We start from the raw sequence: 16,871 nt of genomic DNA, 5'->3' as shown, positions 1-16,871 counted from the left end.
ATCAAGGAAATTAGCTTATCTAGGAAGTTGCTTAACTCGCGCTAAGGTATCACTGAATGGTTGCTGCTCTAGCTTACCGTAACCAACCATTTTGCTGGCTTTAAGCTTGGTTGAAAGTGGGGTGGCGATTCCGCATAAGAAGCGAGTAATAGCTTCGTCGGTAATCAATTGTTGGCTAGCAGAAATAAATTCATGTATCCATGTCATCACCGTCTCATCATCGACAGGTTCAACATCAACGGTTGGTAAGATTGCCACTTCTCCTCGACATACAGAGCAGTGACCGCAGTTTGTTGGTGCTTTATCATCAGCAAAGTAACTCGCAAGGCGTGAGCTAAGGCAAGTATCCGCCTCAAAGAAATTCAGCATTTGGCTAAGACGGTTTATCTCGCTGTTCTCTTTTGCTTTAAACAACTCAGTTAGACGCTCGGACAGTTGCATCATATCTTCAGAAGTATTGTGGATCGTGTAGACATCCGTGATCTGCTTGCTCTCCAATTCAATCCAACCTTGTTCATTGAAGTAATCGATAGCTGCAATTACGCGCTGACGATCGGCTTGGAAGTGAGTCCAAAGTGCATCGAAGTCGACTTGGCACCACACTCTTGCTTGAGGAGAGCATTGGAAAATTGCTTCTACAAATTGACGACGTTCACTTTGAAATTGCTCTGTGATCTGCTGCTTTGGGCGAATGAACTTAAATTTGTAATCAGCAAAGTAGCTGTACTTCGGCTCAATCACACCTTCAATTTCGAGATACACCAGTAGTGTTTTAAGCGGTAATTGACGAATGTTGGATTCACGTGATAGCTGGTTAAGCATGATCTCCCATTGGTTCGAGCCAGAAGCGCCAATGTTTTGATTTTCGTAGATCTCTTTCAATACTGCCTGGATCGATATGTTGTCGGGCGTATCACCAAAAACGAAGTTCTCGAGTGTGCTTAAACCATGTTTGTTAGCGAGTAGAATACATTCAGACGCTTGACCATCTCGGCCAGCTCTGCCGATCTCTTGTGAGTAGTTCTCTATCGATTTTGGTAAATCAAAGTGAATTACTCGGCGAATGTTGGACTTATCCACGCCCATACCAAACGCAATGGTTGCGACGATACAGCTCACTTCATCATTCATGAATTGATGTTGAATAGCATCTCTATTTTCAGGCTTAAGACCCGCATGGTAAGCCACCGCATTAACGCCAGCATTGCGAAGTTGCTGAGCCACCATCTCTGCTGTTTGTTGAAGGGTGACATAAACAATAGTTGGAGCGAGAGAAGCTTGGTTAACGACATTACACAAGGTTTCTAGCTTGCTGGTTTGTTCGCAAGGTTGAATCGACAGGTCGAGGTTTTGACGATAGAACCCCGTAACCACAACGCGTTCCTCATCAATTTCGAACTTCGATTTCATATCTTGGATAACAGATGTCGTCGCGGTTGCTGTCAGTAGCAGCACTTGAGGAATATTGAGCTGTTTCTGATATTGAGGAAGCTTCAGGTAATCTGGTCTGAAGTTGTGTCCCCATTCTGAAATACAGTGCGCTTCATCGACCACAAGCAGTGAGAGCGGCACTTGAGAGATAAACTGACGAAAGCGCTCGTTCTTCAAGCGTTCAACGGAGATCATGAGGATCTTTGTATCACCGTTACGTACCGACTGCATGACCTGTTGGGTGATTTGTCTGTCTTGGCTTGATTCGATTGCTGCCGCGCTAATGCCTTTACTGTGCAGGAAAGCGAGTTGGTCTTTCATCAAGGCTAACAGCGGTGATATCACCAAGGTTAAGTGCGGCAATTCTAATGCTGGTAATTGATAACACAGAGATTTACCTGAGCCTGTAGGGAATATGGCCGCAGTTGAGTGACCAGATAGAACATTATTAATGACTTGCTTTTGTCCATTACGCAGTGAGTCGAATCCGAATACTTGTTTTAGCTTCTGCTCAATCATTTATGTTCTACCTGAGTTATTAAGTGTCGTATTGATGCTAAAGCGGGCGCCTATTCATGATAGCGTCGCTTGATGAATCAAATGTCTTGCACCTGATTGTACCTAATTCTATTCTGTAGCTCCTATAGAAAAGCACCCCAATAGTATGAATAAGTCTGAGCTTCGCCAAATAATTATAGAGCAACTCGAATCCCGATTACGTATCGCACAATCTGCCACTCAATGCGCGATTGACGCTGCGACAGATGAAGAGACAGTGCCTGAACATAAGTACGATACATTGGCGCTAGAAGCTTCATATCTTGCCCATGGTCAAGCGGTGAGGGTGCAAGAGTGTGAGGACGATATTCAGTGTTATCGTAACTTAGTGCTGCGTGATAGTGAGAAGATTACGGTGAGCAGCTATGTTGTGGTCATTGACGAGCGAGATAAATATAAACACTTCTTTATGGGGCCGAGAGTTGGGGGGCTGTCTGTCACGTGGAATGATAATGAAGTAGCTATCGTGACGGCAAATGCACCTTTTGGTCAGGCGTTAATGGGTAAAGAAGTCGGTGATGAAATTGAATTTAAAGTTGCTGATAAACAGTTTTGCTACGAAGTGATATCGGTTGACTGAATAATTGGCTAAGGAATATAAGACGTTGCTCTGACAAAGAAGTATAAACCCAAGGTATAGTAATTTGTCAGATTGATGAGAGGATGTTATGAAAAAAAGCGTATTAATTGCATCATTAACAGCGGTAATCTCTGTTGTGAGCCTGCCAACTTTTGCTGCTCAGTGTCGCGTTGATTTGAAGAATGAATTACGAATCGATGATCAAAAAGTCGAAATCCATCAAGTGAATGGCGATACTGCCGTTTTTGATGGCAACAACGATCTCTATATTCATGGTGAGAAGGTTGAGCTTGATGCCAACCAACAAGCGGCGATTGAGAAATACCGCGAAAACATGAGTGAGTACTTACCACGCGCAAAACAAATGGCGAGCGATAGCCTAGCGTTAGCCAATGACGTGATTGATGATATTGCGGCTAGTCTGGATTCACCTGAGTCATTTGATAATGTAAAAGAATCAATGAAAACCTACTTTGCTGAGCTGGAAGCGCGTTACTATAAAGATGGCGAGTTAGTGCTACCAGCAGAAAGCTTTGATTCGATGGCCAATGGTTGGTCTGAAGATTTCGAGAAGGCTAAAGAGATCTTTAACCAAGAATTTATTTCTAGCGCTTTTAATGCGATGTCAGAAAAAATGAAACAAGACGGTGGTCTAAACCTTACCGAACTAGCTGACAGTATGGCTGAATTAAAGCTGAAAGTTGAAGAGCGAATGAAAGAACACTCTCAACAAGTACAAGAAGAAGCAAACGAGTTCTGTGATTCTCTTGATGAGATGGCGGAACAAGAGCAAGAGTTGCATGAAATCATTCCGAACCTAAAAGACTATCAAGTCTTCACGATCTAATCTGGATCGACTTATGAATAGCAAGAGCATCGGTTGGTGCTCTTTTTGTTTGTACAAATGTAGCCACACGGCGAGTATTTATCTCAATTTAATCCATTTCCTTTTCAAGCCTGCCACCTCGCTTTATTGCTTTTAATTGAACGATAAGACTGGTCGTTTGTTAATTTTATGGTTCTAAATAGCGTATTGATTGTAAAAATTAGATAATTGTTCATTTATTGGTTGTACCTATCATTGCTTTTTATTACTGTACTCCTCAACTAGTTCACTGATTTTTAATGCGGGCGATATGGACCAACAATCTTCCTCTTCAAGAGAGCATTTTAGCTCTCGTTTAGGCTTTATTTTAGCAGCGGCTGGTGCAGCGGTTGGCTTAGGTAATATTTGGGGGTTCCCGACTCAAGTTGCCAGCAATGGTGGCGGTGCTTTCCTTTTGGTCTATTTGATCATGATCTTTGTGGTTGCTTTCCCAATGCTAGTGGTTGAGATGGCGATCGGTCGTCACGGCCAAGCAAATCCAGTTGATAGCATGCGCTCGTTGACGGCAAACCCTTTAGGTAAAAAAGTCGGTGAGTTTGTCGGTTGGATTGGCTTAAGTGTACCAAGTGCCGTATTGGCGTTTTATAGTATTGTTGGTGGTTGGTTAATCTGCTTCCTAATTGGCGCCGTCGCTGATCTGATTGGTTTAGAGGCTGCTGCTGATTGGTTTAAAGGCTTCAGCGTTGAGCGTAATGTATTTGGTACCGTCGCGTTCTATGTGCTGACGATTCTGATTGTACAGGGTGGTGTTAAGCAAGGCATCGAGAAGTGGTCGACGCGTTTGATGCCAGCACTGTTTGTGTTGTTCGGCCTATTGTTTGTCTACATCATGACGCAAGCTGGTGCGATAGAAGGCTTAAAACATTACCTAGTTCCAGACTTTGAGAAAGTGTGGGATAGAAAGCTGATTCTAGCGGCGATGGGGCAAGGCTTCTTCTCGCTAACGATTGGTGGCTGTTCAATGTTGGTTTATGGCTCTTACTTAAGTAAGAAAGAAAACCTGCCAAAAATGGCGATGAACGTGACGCTGGTAGATACTGCAGTGGCTTTTATTGCTGGTTTGGTAGTAATGCCTGCAATGTTTGTTGCGATGCAAAAAGGTGTTCAAATCTACGCCGAAGATGGATCGCTGTTAAGTTCTGACACGCTGGTGTTTACAGTTCTGCCTTTGATGTTTGATAGTTTAGGTGTGCTTGGTCAGATCTTCGCGATTGTTTTCTTCTTGTTGCTAACCATTGCCGCGCTGACTTCTTCGATCTCAATGCTAGAGGGCCCGGTGGCGTTAGTGAGTGAGCGTTTTAATACTAGACGCACGCCAACAAGCTGGGTGATTGGTGGCGCTATCGCGCTGTTTAGTGTGGTGATTGTTTACAACTTTGCTGCGATGTTTGGCATGGTAGCGACGATTGCAACTCAGTACCTTCAACCGATCGCCGCATTGATGTTCTGTTTGTTCGGCGGCTGGGTATGGAGCCGAGCTTCAAAAGTGAAAGAGCTTGAGCAAGGTTGCTCTGATTTCCAATTGGGTTGGTTTGGTAAGGTTTGGCCTATGTATGTGAAGTTCGTGTGCCCAATCTTGGTAGCAACGGTAATCTGGGCTTCTTTCGGCTAATTAGCCATTATTGTCCATTTGTCTATTGTTCACTCGTCTTAATTTAACAAAGCCGCTCTCATTGAAGTGACCCCGTAAAGTTGGACATTTCTGTTAAGCGGCTTTCAAGGCCTGAGTTCGATATTCTATCGGAGTCAGGCCTTTTAGTTTCACTTTTATACGTTTGGTATTGTAGTACTCGATGTATTCTTTAATTTGCTCTATCAGAGCATCTGCATCTTCAAAGCTTTGGTTGTGATACATCTCTGTTTTGAGTAAAGCAAAAAAGTTTTCAGCAACCGCATTATCCAAGCAGTTACCTTTTCTCGACATGCTTTGTGTTAACCCACTCTCCGCTACCTTTTTTTGATACTGTCGATGGCGATATTGCCAACCTTGATCGCTATGTATAATTGGCTTTGAGTTGGGTTTAAGCTTTGATATGGCTTCCGTCAGCATATCCGTGACTAGCGGCAAGCAGGCACTTTTGGCCACTCTATAAGCAACCACTTCCTGAGTAAACAAGTCGACAACGGGAGACAAGTATACTTTCTGCTCTTTGACTTTGAACTCCGTGACATCAGTTACCCACTTTTCGTCGGGTTGAGTCGCACTAAAATCTCTTTCAAGCACGTTGGGAGCAGCTGTTCCAGACTCTCCTCGGTATGAACGATACTTTTTAATCCTGACCGTCGATTTAAGGTTGAGCTGAGCCATAAGCCTTTGAACCGTTTTGTGGTTAAGCACGAACCCCTGATTTTTTAATTCCAAGTGAATACGGCGGTAGCCGTATCGGCCCTTATGCTCATGATAAATTGACTTTATCAACCGCAGCTCACGTTCGTAGCTATTTGGGCGCTTGCTCGTTTGAGCCTGATAATAAAAGACACTTTTTGCCAGCTGTAGAGTGTGCAGTAAGTGCTTCAACGGGTACTTGCCTTTAAGAGTTAGAGCTATGACCGCTTTTTCTTTGTTCGACGGTTTTTTTCCTGCTCCAACTCTTCCAACTTTTTTAGAACGGCATTCTCGGTTCGTAAGTAAACCAACTCCTCTTTTAGCTCCTCAAGCGTCATTTCATTATCAGGCTTAGTGGTACGTTGAGGTTGCTGTTTCATTGAGGGTCTTCCTTTCTGGCGCATTTTGAGCCCTTTGATACCGAGCTCATTAAATCGTTTGAGCCAGACTGAGAGTATCCCAGGGGATGAGAGGTTTAATACTGCGCTAGTGTGCGTGAGAGACCATTCATTCGTCCACATTAAATTCAATGCTTTTCGTTTTGTCTGAGCAGTAGCCGCATGGTTAGTTGGTAAAAATGAATCAGTACCATGGATGGCAAAGACTTGAGCCCAATACCGTATCTGTCTTGAAGAAATTGAATATTGTTTTGCTAAGTAGAGAGATGACGTGCCATCTAAGTATTGCTTAGCAATGATACATTTTAGCTCTCGGCTATATTTGGACATAAAAAGACCCCCAATAATTGGTGTCCAACTATTGGGGGTCAGTTCACATAGAGCGGCTTTGTTGTATCTGAATGATGGCGATGTAACGTGACAGTTTGTCGATACTAAAAAGGCGCATACCTGAGGGGATGCGCCTTTCAAATAGAGGGGAGTTAAGTAATGGCTTACTTAATTTCCATACCTTGAGCTTGTAAGTCTGCATGGTAAGAAGAACGTACAAATGGACCACAAGCTGCGTGAGTGAAGCCAAGCTCTAGAGCAATCTCTTTCAGCTCATCGAACTCAGAAGGCGGCACGTAGCGTTCTACTGGTAAGTGGTGGCGGCTTGGTGCTAGGTATTGGCCTAGTGTCAGCATAGTCACACCATGTTCGCGAAGGTCTTTCAGTACTTGAACGATCTCTTCTTTCGTCTCACCAAGACCCATCATCACACCTGATTTTGTTGGAATATCAGGGTGCTGCTCTTTGAATTTCTTCAGTAGATCAAGAGACCACTTGTAGTTCGCACCTGGACGCGCTTTACGGTATAGACGTGGCGCTGTCTCTAGGTTGTGGTTGAAAACATCTGGCGGGTTGTCTTTCATTAGATCAAGCGCAACATCCATACGACCGCGGAAGTCTGGAACCAGTGTTTCGATACGAATATGTGGGTTTAGTTCGCGAATCTCACGGTTACAGTCAGCAAAGTGCTGAGCACCGCCGTCACGCAAGTCATCACGGTCAACTGAAGTGATTACTACGTACTTCAGTTTCATGTCTTTAATCGTCTTAGCCAGTTTCTTCGGCTCTTCTGCTTCAGGAGCAACAGGACGACCATGGGCAACATCACAGAACGGGCAGCGACGAGTACAGATAGCGCCAAGAATCATAAACGTTGCCGTACCGTGATTGAAACACTCGGCTAGGTTAGGGCAAGACGCTTCTTCACAAACTGAGTGCAGGTTGTTTTTGCGCATTGCTGATTTGATTTCTTGAATACGATGGCTGTCTGAAGGAAGTTTAATCTTCATCCATTCAGGCTTACGTAGAACTTCTTTCTGTTCAGCAGGCATATTCTTTACGGGAATTAATGCCATTTTGTCAGCGTCACGATATTTAACGCCTTTTTCCATTTGGATTGGTTTGCTCATGATTTTATGCTTCTGCTGTAATGTTACTGGTGGCTTGAATGTCTACTTGGTCATAGCCGAGTAGCTCTACGAGCTCTTGTATTAACTGTTGTTCAACGTTTTCTAGTTCACTTGGTCCGCCAAGTTGGCTGACCTGTGCCATTTCCATACCTTGATAACCACATGGGTTAATACGTAGGAATGGAGACAGGTCCATATCGACGTTGAGTGCTAGCCCGTGGAACGAGCAGCCACGTCGAATACGTAATCCGAGTGAACAGATTTTCTTGCCATCGACATAAACACCAGGAGCGTCAGGTCGGGCAGCTGAATCTATATTGTAAGCTTTCAGAGTATTGATTACGAGGTTCTCGATATGAGTAACCAAATCACGCACTCCGAATTTCTTGCGGCGAATGTTAATCAGAAAGTAAGCAACTAACTGACCTGGGCCGTGATAAGTCACTTGGCCGCCGCGGTCACTTTGTATCACAGGGATATCACCGGCATTTAAAACATGCTCAGCTTTGCCTGCTTGTCCTTGAGTGAAGACAGGGTTGTGTTCAACCAACCAAACTTGGTCTACGTCTTCTTCCGTGCGTTCGTCTGTGAACTTATGCATGGCTTTCCATACAGGTTCATAATCCTGACGGCCTAATTTTTTTACGATTAGCTTATTTTGCAAAGCGGCACTCCCTCAAGGATTAATAAAGTGAACGCATTATAAACGCGAAACATGATTCTAACTACAGACGGACTGCAAGGTTTTTCAACTTTCTTTGTATTTATTTAAAATTAAGTTGAATGAATTTGGTGTCGATACTGTGCTTTAAACAAAAACAGCGGCAATAAGCCGCTGTTTTTCATGCGTAATCAAAGACTACAGAACCATACGAACGATTTCGATCTCGCCCAGTTCTTTATAAAGAGTTTCTACTTGTTCAATTGAAGTCGCAGTAATATTGATAGAAATAGAGTGGTAGTTACCTTTCGCACTCGGTTTTAGCGTTGGGCTGTAGTCACCAGGAGCGTGGCGCTGGATCACTTCTAGCACTAGCTCAGTCAGTTCTGGCTTAGCGTGGCCCATTACTTTGTAAGTGAATGAACAAGGGAACTCTAAGAGGTCTTTTAGTTTTGCATCAGAATTGATGTTCATGATTAGCTCCAAAAGGCTAGACTCTCGCAAATTGGCGAAATGTCGATAAAAAGCGTATTCGGTCAACAGACACGAGTAATAAGGCGGAATATTACGTGTAAATATCACCGAACTCAAGATCAACAAAAGCCGCACATGGCGGCTTTTGGTTCACTAATGAGTAAATCATGAACTTACTCATTAGGTTAGCTAGACAACAAGCTTAGGTTTTACTTAGAACAAACCTTTGGCTGGTTTAGAATAAACCCTTGAACAGAAGAACTAGGTAGTCCCATAGGCGGCTGAATAGGCTGCCTTGGTCTACATCTTCAAGTGCTAGTAGTGGGTATTCAGCAACGTCTTCACCGTCGACTTGGTAGAATAGTTTACCAACCACATCGCCTTTGCTGATTGGCGCTTCTAGCTCTTTCTCAAGAACGAAGCTTGCCTTCAGGTTCTTAGCTTGACCACGAGGTAGCGTAACGAAAGTATCTTCGTCGACACCCAGTGCAACGGTGTCTTTACTGCCCATCCAGATCTTCTCTTCTACGAAGGTTTCACCCGCTGTGTGTGGTGCCACTGTTTCGAAGAAGCGGAAGCCGTAGCTAAGCAGCTTTTTACTTTCTGTCTTACGAGCATTAGCATTCTTGGTACCCATAACTACAGCAACTAGGCGCATTTTGCCTTCGGTCGCTGAGCTTACTAGGCTGTAACCTGCATTGCTTGTGTGGCCCGTTTTGATGCCATCAACGTTCATGCTCTTATCCCATAACAGACCGTTACGGTTGTACTGGGTGATGCCGTTGTAAGTGAATTTCTTCTGTGAGTAGATACGGTACTCGTCTGGTACGTCGCGAATCAGAGCCTGACCAAGTAGCGCCATATCGTAAGGCGTTGAGTATAGGTTCGGGTTGTCTAGACCGTGCACGTTAGCGAAGTGCGTGTCTTTCATACCGATAGAGCTTGCCCATGCGTTCATTAGGTCAACGAATGCATCTTCAGATCCGGCGATGTGTTCAGCCATCGCAACACAAGCATCGTTACCTGACTGAACAATGATACCGCGGTTCAGTTCTTCAACTTTAACCGTTGTACCTACTTCAACGAACATCTTAGATGAATCTGGGAAGTTTTTAGCCCAAGCATTTTCACTGATTACAACATCGTCGTTTAAGTTGATGTTGCCACGTTCTAGCTCTTGGCCAATTACGTAGCTCGTCATCATCTTGGTTAAACTTGCTGGAGAAAGTTGAGTATTCATCTCTTTCTCTGCTAGTACTTTGCCTGAATGGTAATCCATCAGAACAAAACCTTTAGCGGCGATTTGAGGTGCATCAGGAACAACAATAGGAGCGGCGAATGACGATGTAGCTATCGTTGCAGAAAGAGCAACAGAAGTAGCAAAAATCGATTTAACAAGTTTATTAGATTTAATCATTTTGAATGCAATTATTTGGTGAACTATTCATATATTAACAGAATCACTCTGTCACACCAGAGCGCTGATTACCAGAAGTAACTGTTAGATTAATTAGCGAGTTAGGGTGTGTTTTTTTATATAAGCTGACGGGTAACCTATTAGCTTAACTTGTTCTAATTTTTCTTGAGTCAGAGCATAGTCATGAAATGGCCCAATCATCAGACGGTAGTTGTCATCATTTGGCTGCAAGAACGTTGCTACTTCTAGCTTTTCGGCTAGATCTTTAGCTAACTTCTCGGTTCTATCTTCATGCGGAGATGTTGCGACTTGAATGATAAATTGCGGTAAAGCGGCCTTTTTATTTGCGTCGGTTGGCATAGCCACAGTAATGACTTCAATCTCAACATTTGCCGTGCCCGTTCTCAGTACATCGAGCTTATAAGCTGCCGCATAACTAAGGTCAATGATTCGGCCTTCATGGAATGGGCCACGGTCATTGATACGAACAATAGTGGTTTTGTTATTGTCGGTATTCGTCACTTTTACATAGCTTGGAATTGGCAATGTTTTGTGAGCTGCTGACATCGAATACATGTCGTAGATCTCGCCGTTAGACGTTAAGTGACCATGAAATTTCTTACCGTACCAAGAGGCCTTGCCTTTCTCAGTAAACCCTTCGGTCTTTTTTACGATCTTGTAGTCTTCGCCACGCAGAGTGTAATCCGTATTACCACCTAAACTATAAGGTTCATACTGAGGGTGAGCATCTTCTAAATGCTCTACCGAAATCGGTGCGTCTGGTGCAATATCTGAATCAATATCGTAGCGACCTGTTGGCTTTTGTGAAGAACACCCATTGATTAAAACCGCTAGCCCTAAGATAGAGACTATTTTTTTGATTGGCAGCTCATCAACTAAGGATGCTTTTTTGGAAACGTTGTAATAGACATCGATTAGGTCGCCTTTGAGAATGCTTTTCTGTGTGTATGGATCGACATTAAAATACCAAAACCAGCCATAAGGGTAACCATTGAAGTACCGCCATAACTGACCAGAGGAAGAGGAACACCTACAACAGGTAGAATGCCACTTACCATGCCAATGTTTACAAAAATGTAGACGAAGAAGCTCAGTACAATGCTGCCGCCCATCATTCGGCCGAATGCTGTTTGAGCTTGGCTAGCGAGCACTAAGCCACGTCCAATAATAAACAGGTAGATGGCAAGCAAGAACAAGATACCAATCATGCCCCACTCTTCGGCAATTACCGCAAAAATGAAGTCGGTATGGCGCTCTGGAATGAACTCTAGTTGGGATTGAGTGCCTTGCAGCCAACCTTTTCCTGATATACCACCAGAACCTATCGCAATCTTACTTTGAATGATGTGGTAACCCGCACCTAATGGATCGGATTCAGGAGCAAAAAGGGTTCTTACACGTACTTTTTGATATTCACGCATCAAGAAGAACCATAAGATTGGGATAAATGCCCCCAACGCTATTGCCGCACTAGCAATGATTTTCCAACTGATACCTGCTAGGAATATCACGAAGATACCGGATGCGGCGATAAGGATAGATGTGCCTAGGTCGGGTTGCTTTGCGATTAGAATCGTAGGTACAAACACCATCACTAGCGAGATCGCTAATGTTTGGAAGGTGGGTGGAAGTGAGCGCTTACCGATAAATCGCGCCAGCATCAAAGGTACCGCCAGCTTTAACAGCTCTGAGGGTTGGAATCGAACAAAGCCGAAGTTTAACCAACGCTGTGCACCTTTAGAGGCTTCACCAAAGAACAATACGCCTAATAGCAAGATGACACCACCTGCAAACAGTAGTGGTGCCAAGGTCTCATAAGTGCGAGGTGAGATTTGCGCTAGGAAGATCATCACACCTAAAGACAAAGCCATACGCATCGCCTGGCGATCCATCATCGCAAGGCTTTGTCCGCTTGCGCTGTACATGATCAGTAGGGCAAAGCCCATTAAAACCAGAATGCCAAGTAAAAGCGGCAGGTCGATATGCAGCCTTTCGAATAAGGCTCTATTTCGTCCAGTTGAAGGATCAAGTTTCATTATTTAATTGGCTCACTTTGATAATCTTCTGCAAGGATAATATGGTCTAAAATCCTTCTTACTACTGGGCCGCCGTTAGAAGAGCCGCCACCTGCGTTTTCTAGAACGATAGTCACGACGGCTTCAGGATCTTCAAAAGGCGCGTAACCCGTAAAGAGGGCGTGATCGCGTAAGTGCTCTGCGATTTCATCCGCGTTGTACTCTTCATCTTCTTTTAAGCCGAACACCTGCGCGGTACCCGACTTACCAGCGGTTTGGTAAGACATCTTCTGGAATGAACGTCTTGCTGTGCCTTTCTTACCGTGGTTAGCCAGTCTCATGCCTTCCTGAGCGATATCCCAATACTTCTTCTTAACCCCGGTTAGTGGTGGGTAAGTTTCAATATCCGACATAATTTGTTCATCGAATGGGCGACCGTTGTCAATGGTTGAACGCAGTAGGTGAGGGGCTGTTACTTCCCCTTCATTAACTAAAACTGATGTGGCTTTTGCAATCTGCATTGGTGTTGCTGTCCAGTAGCCTTGGCCAATGCCGACAGGGATAGTGTCACCTTGGTACCAAGGCACACGGTGTCTTGCCATTTTCCAATCACGAGTTGGCATATTGGCTTTACTTTCTTCATAAATATCGATGCCGGTATAATCACCGAATCCGAACATCATCATCCATTTGGATATGCGATCAATACCAAGGTCATAAGCAATTTGGTAAAAGAAAGTATCCACTGACTCTTCTATCGCTTTCTCGATATCAACGACACCGTGTCCCCAACGCAACCAGTCACGGAATGGTCTTGTTTTTGAGTTAGGGATCTTCCAATAACCTGGGTCATTACGCGTTGTATTGGGCGTAATCACGCCTTCTTGCAGAGCCGCAACAGCAATGAAAGGTTTGATCGTCGACGCTGGTGGATAAATACCTAGCGTTGCACGGTTAACCAAAGGTCGGTCTTTGTCTTGAAGTAGCGCGTTATAACCTTTAGAGGAGATACCATGCACAAATGCATTTGGGTCGTAGCTTGGGCTAGACACCATGGCTAACACGCCATTGTCCTTAGGGTCGAGAACGATGGCTGAGCCACGGCGACCATCAAGTAATTTATGTACGTATAGCTGTAGCTTGATGTCCAAGTTGAGCACGATATCTTTACCCGGAACCGAAGGCACAAACTTCAGAGTGCGGATCACTCGTCCACGGCTGTTTACTTCGACTTCTTGATAACCAGCGGTACCGTGCAACATGTCTTCGTAGTAGCGCTCAATGCCAAGTTTACCGATGTCACGAGTCGCTTGGTAATTAGCGTCTTTCTCTTCTCGTGCTAGGCGCTGCATATCACGGTCATTGATACGCGAAACATAACCAATAACGTGAGTCAGCACATCACCATAAGGGTAGAAACGTTTTAATGTGCCTGTGACCTCAACACCAGGGAACTTATGTTGGTTTACAGAGAAGACCGCAACTTGTTCTTCTGTGAGTTGATTCAGAATCGGTACTGACTTGAAGCGTCTTGAATTACGGCGATCACGATTAAAACGCTCGATGCGTTCTGGTGGGATCTCGATTAACTCTTGTAGACGGACAAGCGTGTCATCCATATCGTTGATTTTTTCTGGTGTGATTTCTAGGTTGAAAACGGGGCGGTTTTCGGCAAGAAGTACACCGTTGCGATCGTAAATCAAACCACGGTTAGGCGCGATTGGAACGACCTTGATACGGTTGTCGTTAGAGCGGGTTTTATAGTCCTGATATTGGTTGACCTGAATGTTGTACAGGTTAACAACCAACATCGACATCATGACTATGATCCCCGCAAACGCAACAAAAGCACGACTAGTAAATAGTCGTGCTTCTGCTTTGTAATCACGGATTTGGCTACGTTTACGTAACATTAACGCTTATTCTCGATGATAAGGGTGGTTAGCAGTGATGCTCCAAGCTCTATACAAGCTTTCAGCCATGATAACGCGTACTAATGGGTGAGGGAGAGTAAGCGCAGACAGAGACCAACTTTGGTCTGCTGCCGCTTTACATGCCGGTGCTAATCCTTCAGGCCCGCCAATCAGGATAGAGACGTCGCGTCCATCCAATTTCCAACTTTCCAATTGCTCTGCTAGCTGTGGGGTATCCCATTTTTTACCTGGGATATCAAGCGTGACAATTCTGTTGCCTTTTGGAACGGCTGCCAGCATCGCTTCACCTTCTTTCTGAAGAATGCGTGCAATATCGGCATTTTTACCGCGCTTTCCTGCAGTAATTTCAATGAGCTCTAACGGCATATCGTGAGGGAAGCGACGTTTGTATTCTTGAAACCCTTCTTCAACCCACTTTGGCATTTTTGTGCCAACTGCGATTAACTGGATCTTCAAAGCTTATCCCCAAAGTTTTTCTAGCTGGTACAGTTCACGGTGTTCTTCTTGCATAACGTGAAGCATGCTTGTGCCCATATCTAGAACAACCCATTCACCTTCTTGCTGGCCGTCCATGCCTAGTGGTTGCATGCCTGCTTTACGTACTTCATCAGCAACATGCTGTGCAATAGAAGCAACATGGCGTTTAGAGGTGCCAGTACAAACAATCATGTAATCAGTAACACTTGATTTGCCTTCTACATCGATAGTCACAATCGATTCTGCTTTCATGTCGTCGGCTTTGTCTGCAAGAAAATCTTTTAGTTCTTCACGTAACACGGGGTGTTCCTTTAATCTGAATTTAGCTTTTTAGGGGCTGTTGACCCTAGAATATACCACGCTTTTATGCGTGAAATGGTATTGAAGCTGAAGGGATACAAAACTCTACGCTTAACTGATGAATTAGTGGCCAAGGCGACTGCTCATATTGAGTTTTTGTCATCAATTCAGCTTGAGTGAGCAACGCGAACAAAGAGTGTAATTGAGAAATCGAAACTCTTGTTAGCGCGGCGTTATAAAGAGGCTTTTTAGATTGCCAGATACGGTGTTTGTCGAAGACTTGACCAATCGGCATCTGTTTCATTTGTTGCTGCATTTGCAACAATAAGGCAAGTTCACGTTGGATACTACGCAGTAAAATGACTGGCTCTATACCCTCGGCTTCTAGCTGACGCAGGATCCGTTGTGCTCGGTTTCCTTTGCCCGCCAGTAAGGCGTCACTCCAGTGGAATGGAGTAAAGTGGTTGTGTCGACTCAGCGATTCTTCTAAGCGTACTAATGTGAGCTTTCCATCTGGGTATTGGAGAGCCAGCTTTTCTAGGCTCTGAGTCAATGCAAAAAGGTTGCCTTCGTGCCATTGTGCCAACATTTGAATCGCCTCAGGATCTGGCGTTAAACCTATTTGACGGCAGCGAGCTTGGACAAATTGAGGTAATCGACTGACATCTGGCGTTAAGCAACTGACCCAGTGTCCTTGATTCGAGAGCGCCTTAAACCACTTAGCGTTTTCTTGAGCTTTAGTTAATTTAGTACCCACTAAGATCAACAAAATATCGTTATGGATATACTCGGAGATTGCGAGTAGCTCTTTTGCTATTGCGGCATTGACGCCTGACTCTGGCAATTCAAGTTCGATGACTTGACGGCTAGAGAATAGGCTCAGTGCTTGAGTGCAGTCGTAGACTTGATTCCAGTCGAGGCTGCTATCAATAGCAAAGCGGTGACGCTCTTCGAAACCTTGCTGTTTTGCAGCTTTTTGAATTGCTTCTCGGCTTTCTTGTAACAGCAGAGGTTCGTTACCAAAAATGAGGTAAACACTGCTTAGCTGTTTAGCAAGTTGCTCTGGTAAGCGGTCAGCAAAAATACGCATTAAATAAACCTATTATTGAGCAGGTTCGCTGAGTGTTGGTTGCTCTGCTGAAGCCGGTACGATCTCAACGTCGTCAATTTCAACATTCTTGATGTTGTATTGCTTTTCAAGCTCTTTAACTTGAACGTTTTCTAATGACTCTAGATTCATGCTACCAGCGGCAATATTGGCTTTAAGTCGAGCCATCTGACGGAGGATTTGGCTTGTAGCCAACTTGCGCATTTCATCTTCAATCATGTCTCGTTCAACCGACTTCGCAAGTGCAGTTAGTGGGTTATCTAGGTAACTACGGGTTACGCTGGTTGAAAATGTCTTTGAGCCTAGATCTGGGATAGTTACGCGATATGAAGCGCGAAACGTTAGTTCTTTTTCTGCAGCACGAGTGTTTTGGTACAGAGACAGAGTTCGCTCACCAACGCTCTCACTAATAATGTGCAGGTTAGGGGTATTCTCAGCCGGTGGCACAATTTCTACATCATTCATACGTAGCTGACCTTTCATCATACGTGTAAACGTACTGTATTGGTCGTAACTGGTTACGGAGATCTTGTTGAGTTCTTCTGGTACGGAGTAATCACCACGCAGGTGGAAACCACACGCACTTAACAGGCTGACGGTTAAAACAACAATAGTAACTTTCAATGAAGATAGTGAAATCAGGCGCATTATTTGATGGCTCTCATGAAGGTAGAATACTTATTTAAAGGCTTTAGCTAGATTGAGTTGTTAGGCTCAAATCTAAAGCGCTTAAATAAGTAGACAGGGCAATTAGCTACCCTGTCTACAGACTGCTTTTGATGAATTAAGTTCGTTAATTCTTTAGCAATTGCACTGTACTAACGA

At 44.2% G+C, this 16,871-nt stretch carries 17 protein-coding genes; 3 read left to right on the top strand and 14 right to left on the bottom strand.

Annotated features, from left to right (window positions below; translation table 11 throughout):
- Window positions 1-15: 15 nt before the first annotated feature.
- Window positions 16-1,950: an ATP-dependent DNA helicase RecQ gene (locus AB8613_RS04925; RefSeq protein ID WP_372384579.1), complete on the bottom strand. Its 1,935-nt coding sequence runs from the start codon at window positions 1,948-1,950 to the stop codon at window positions 16-18.
- 145 nt (window positions 1,951-2,095) lie between these two features.
- On the opposite strand from AB8613_RS04925, the gene AB8613_RS04920 reads away from it, so the two are divergent.
- From AB8613_RS04920 to AB8613_RS04910, 3 genes are all read left to right on the top strand, one after another.
- On the top strand, window positions 2,096-2,569 hold the full coding sequence (locus AB8613_RS04920; protein WP_372384578.1) for a GreA/GreB family elongation factor: 474 nt from the start codon (window positions 2,096-2,098) through the stop codon (window positions 2,567-2,569).
- Window positions 2,570-2,657: 88 nt separating this feature from the next.
- Complete coding sequence (locus tag AB8613_RS04915) at window positions 2,658-3,416, top strand: YggN family protein (protein ID WP_372384577.1); 759 nt, start codon at window positions 2,658-2,660, stop codon at window positions 3,414-3,416.
- 289 nt (window positions 3,417-3,705) lie between these two features.
- Window positions 3,706-5,067, top strand: coding sequence for a sodium-dependent transporter (locus tag AB8613_RS04910; protein ID WP_372384576.1), 1,362 nt, complete (start codon window positions 3,706-3,708; stop codon window positions 5,065-5,067).
- A gap of 93 nt (window positions 5,068-5,160) precedes the next feature.
- On the opposite strand, the gene AB8613_RS04905 is transcribed toward AB8613_RS04910, so the two are convergent.
- From AB8613_RS04905 to lptE, 13 genes are all read right to left on the bottom strand, one after another.
- Window positions 5,161-6,003, bottom strand: a complete 843-nt coding sequence (locus AB8613_RS04905) for an IS3 family transposase (RefSeq protein WP_327784266.1) — start codon at window positions 6,001-6,003, stop codon at window positions 5,161-5,163.
- Window positions 6,000-6,509, bottom strand: coding sequence for a helix-turn-helix domain-containing protein (locus tag AB8613_RS04900; protein ID WP_146492455.1), 510 nt, complete (start codon window positions 6,507-6,509; stop codon window positions 6,000-6,002). Before AB8613_RS04900 ends, AB8613_RS04905 begins: the two co-directional genes overlap by 4 nt.
- Window positions 6,510-6,673: 164 nt before the next feature.
- Complete coding sequence (lipA, locus tag AB8613_RS04895) at window positions 6,674-7,639, bottom strand: lipoyl synthase (RefSeq protein ID WP_146491390.1); 966 nt, start codon at window positions 7,637-7,639, stop codon at window positions 6,674-6,676.
- A gap of 4 nt (window positions 7,640-7,643) precedes the next feature.
- A complete protein-coding gene (lipB, locus tag AB8613_RS04890) occupies window positions 7,644-8,303 on the bottom strand; it encodes a lipoyl(octanoyl) transferase LipB (RefSeq protein WP_004737632.1) in 660 nt (219 codons plus the stop codon).
- A gap of 195 nt (window positions 8,304-8,498) precedes the next feature.
- On the bottom strand, window positions 8,499-8,777 hold the full coding sequence (gene ybeD, locus AB8613_RS04885) for a DUF493 family protein YbeD (RefSeq protein WP_372384800.1): 279 nt from the start codon (window positions 8,775-8,777) through the stop codon (window positions 8,499-8,501).
- Window positions 8,778-9,009: 232 nt separating this feature from the next.
- The gene (locus tag AB8613_RS04880) at window positions 9,010-10,191 is read right to left on the bottom strand and encodes a serine hydrolase (RefSeq protein ID WP_017067140.1); all 1,182 of its coding nucleotides are present in this window, start codon (window positions 10,189-10,191) and stop codon (window positions 9,010-9,012) included.
- 93 nt (window positions 10,192-10,284) lie between these two features.
- The gene (locus tag AB8613_RS04875) at window positions 10,285-11,127 is read right to left on the bottom strand and encodes a septal ring lytic transglycosylase RlpA family protein (protein ID WP_372384799.1); all 843 of its coding nucleotides are present in this window, start codon (window positions 11,125-11,127) and stop codon (window positions 10,285-10,287) included.
- On the bottom strand, window positions 11,127-12,248 hold the full coding sequence (rodA, locus tag AB8613_RS04870) for a rod shape-determining protein RodA (RefSeq protein ID WP_372384575.1): 1,122 nt from the start codon (window positions 12,246-12,248) through the stop codon (window positions 11,127-11,129). Before rodA ends, AB8613_RS04875 begins: the two co-directional genes overlap by 1 nt.
- Entirely contained in the window at window positions 12,248-14,140 is a 1,893-nt protein-coding gene (gene mrdA, locus AB8613_RS04865; RefSeq protein ID WP_372384574.1) for a penicillin-binding protein 2, read from the bottom strand. Before mrdA ends, rodA begins: the two co-directional genes overlap by 1 nt.
- A gap of 6 nt (window positions 14,141-14,146) precedes the next feature.
- The gene (gene rlmH, locus AB8613_RS04860) at window positions 14,147-14,617 is read right to left on the bottom strand and encodes a 23S rRNA (pseudouridine(1915)-N(3))-methyltransferase RlmH (protein ID WP_048657916.1); all 471 of its coding nucleotides are present in this window, start codon (window positions 14,615-14,617) and stop codon (window positions 14,147-14,149) included.
- A gap of 3 nt (window positions 14,618-14,620) precedes the next feature.
- Entirely contained in the window at window positions 14,621-14,938 is a 318-nt protein-coding gene (gene rsfS / locus AB8613_RS04855; RefSeq protein ID WP_004735247.1) for a ribosome silencing factor, read from the bottom strand.
- 64 nt (window positions 14,939-15,002) lie between these two features.
- Window positions 15,003-16,028: a DNA polymerase III subunit delta gene (gene holA / locus AB8613_RS04850; RefSeq protein WP_372384573.1), complete on the bottom strand. Its 1,026-nt coding sequence runs from the start codon at window positions 16,026-16,028 to the stop codon at window positions 15,003-15,005.
- 12 nt (window positions 16,029-16,040) lie between these two features.
- Window positions 16,041-16,694: an LPS assembly lipoprotein LptE gene (gene lptE, locus AB8613_RS04845; RefSeq protein WP_372384572.1), complete on the bottom strand. Its 654-nt coding sequence runs from the start codon at window positions 16,692-16,694 to the stop codon at window positions 16,041-16,043.
- Window positions 16,695-16,871 lie beyond the last annotated feature (177 nt).

This window comes from Vibrio sp. BS-M-Sm-2, assembly GCF_041504345.1.
GTDB lineage: Bacteria > Pseudomonadota > Gammaproteobacteria > Enterobacterales > Vibrionaceae > Vibrio > Vibrio satsumensis.
This window is presented reverse-complemented; position numbering and strand designations above follow the sequence as displayed.

What these genes read in the sequence shown, in the direction of transcription:
- AB8613_RS04880 (WP_017067140.1), bottom strand. Translation starts at nt 10,191, where the DNA reads ATGATTAAATCTAATAAACTTGTTAAATCGATTTTTGCTACTTCTGTT.
- mrdA (WP_372384574.1), bottom strand. Translation starts at nt 14,140, where the DNA reads ATGTTACGTAAACGTAGCCAAATCCGTGATTACAAAGCAGAAGCACGA.
- rodA (WP_372384575.1), bottom strand. Translation starts at nt 12,248, where the DNA reads ATGAAACTTGATCCTTCAACTGGACGAAATAGAGCCTTATTCGAAAGG.
- holA (WP_372384573.1), bottom strand. Translation starts at nt 16,028, where the DNA reads ATGCGTATTTTTGCTGACCGCTTACCAGAGCAACTTGCTAAACAGCTA.
- AB8613_RS04900 (WP_146492455.1), bottom strand. Translation starts at nt 6,509, where the DNA reads ATGTCCAAATATAGCCGAGAGCTAAAATGTATCATTGCTAAGCAATAC.
- lipA (WP_146491390.1), bottom strand. Translation starts at nt 7,639, where the DNA reads ATGAGCAAACCAATCCAAATGGAAAAAGGCGTTAAATATCGTGACGCT.
- AB8613_RS04920 (WP_372384578.1), top strand. Translation starts at nt 2,096, where the DNA reads ATGAATAAGTCTGAGCTTCGCCAAATAATTATAGAGCAACTCGAATCC.
- AB8613_RS04925 (WP_372384579.1), bottom strand. Translation starts at nt 1,950, where the DNA reads ATGATTGAGCAGAAGCTAAAACAAGTATTCGGATTCGACTCACTGCGT.
- AB8613_RS04915 (WP_372384577.1), top strand. Translation starts at nt 2,658, where the DNA reads ATGAAAAAAAGCGTATTAATTGCATCATTAACAGCGGTAATCTCTGTT.
- AB8613_RS04910 (WP_372384576.1), top strand. Translation starts at nt 3,706, where the DNA reads ATGGACCAACAATCTTCCTCTTCAAGAGAGCATTTTAGCTCTCGTTTA.
- lptE (WP_372384572.1), bottom strand. Translation starts at nt 16,694, where the DNA reads ATGCGCCTGATTTCACTATCTTCATTGAAAGTTACTATTGTTGTTTTA.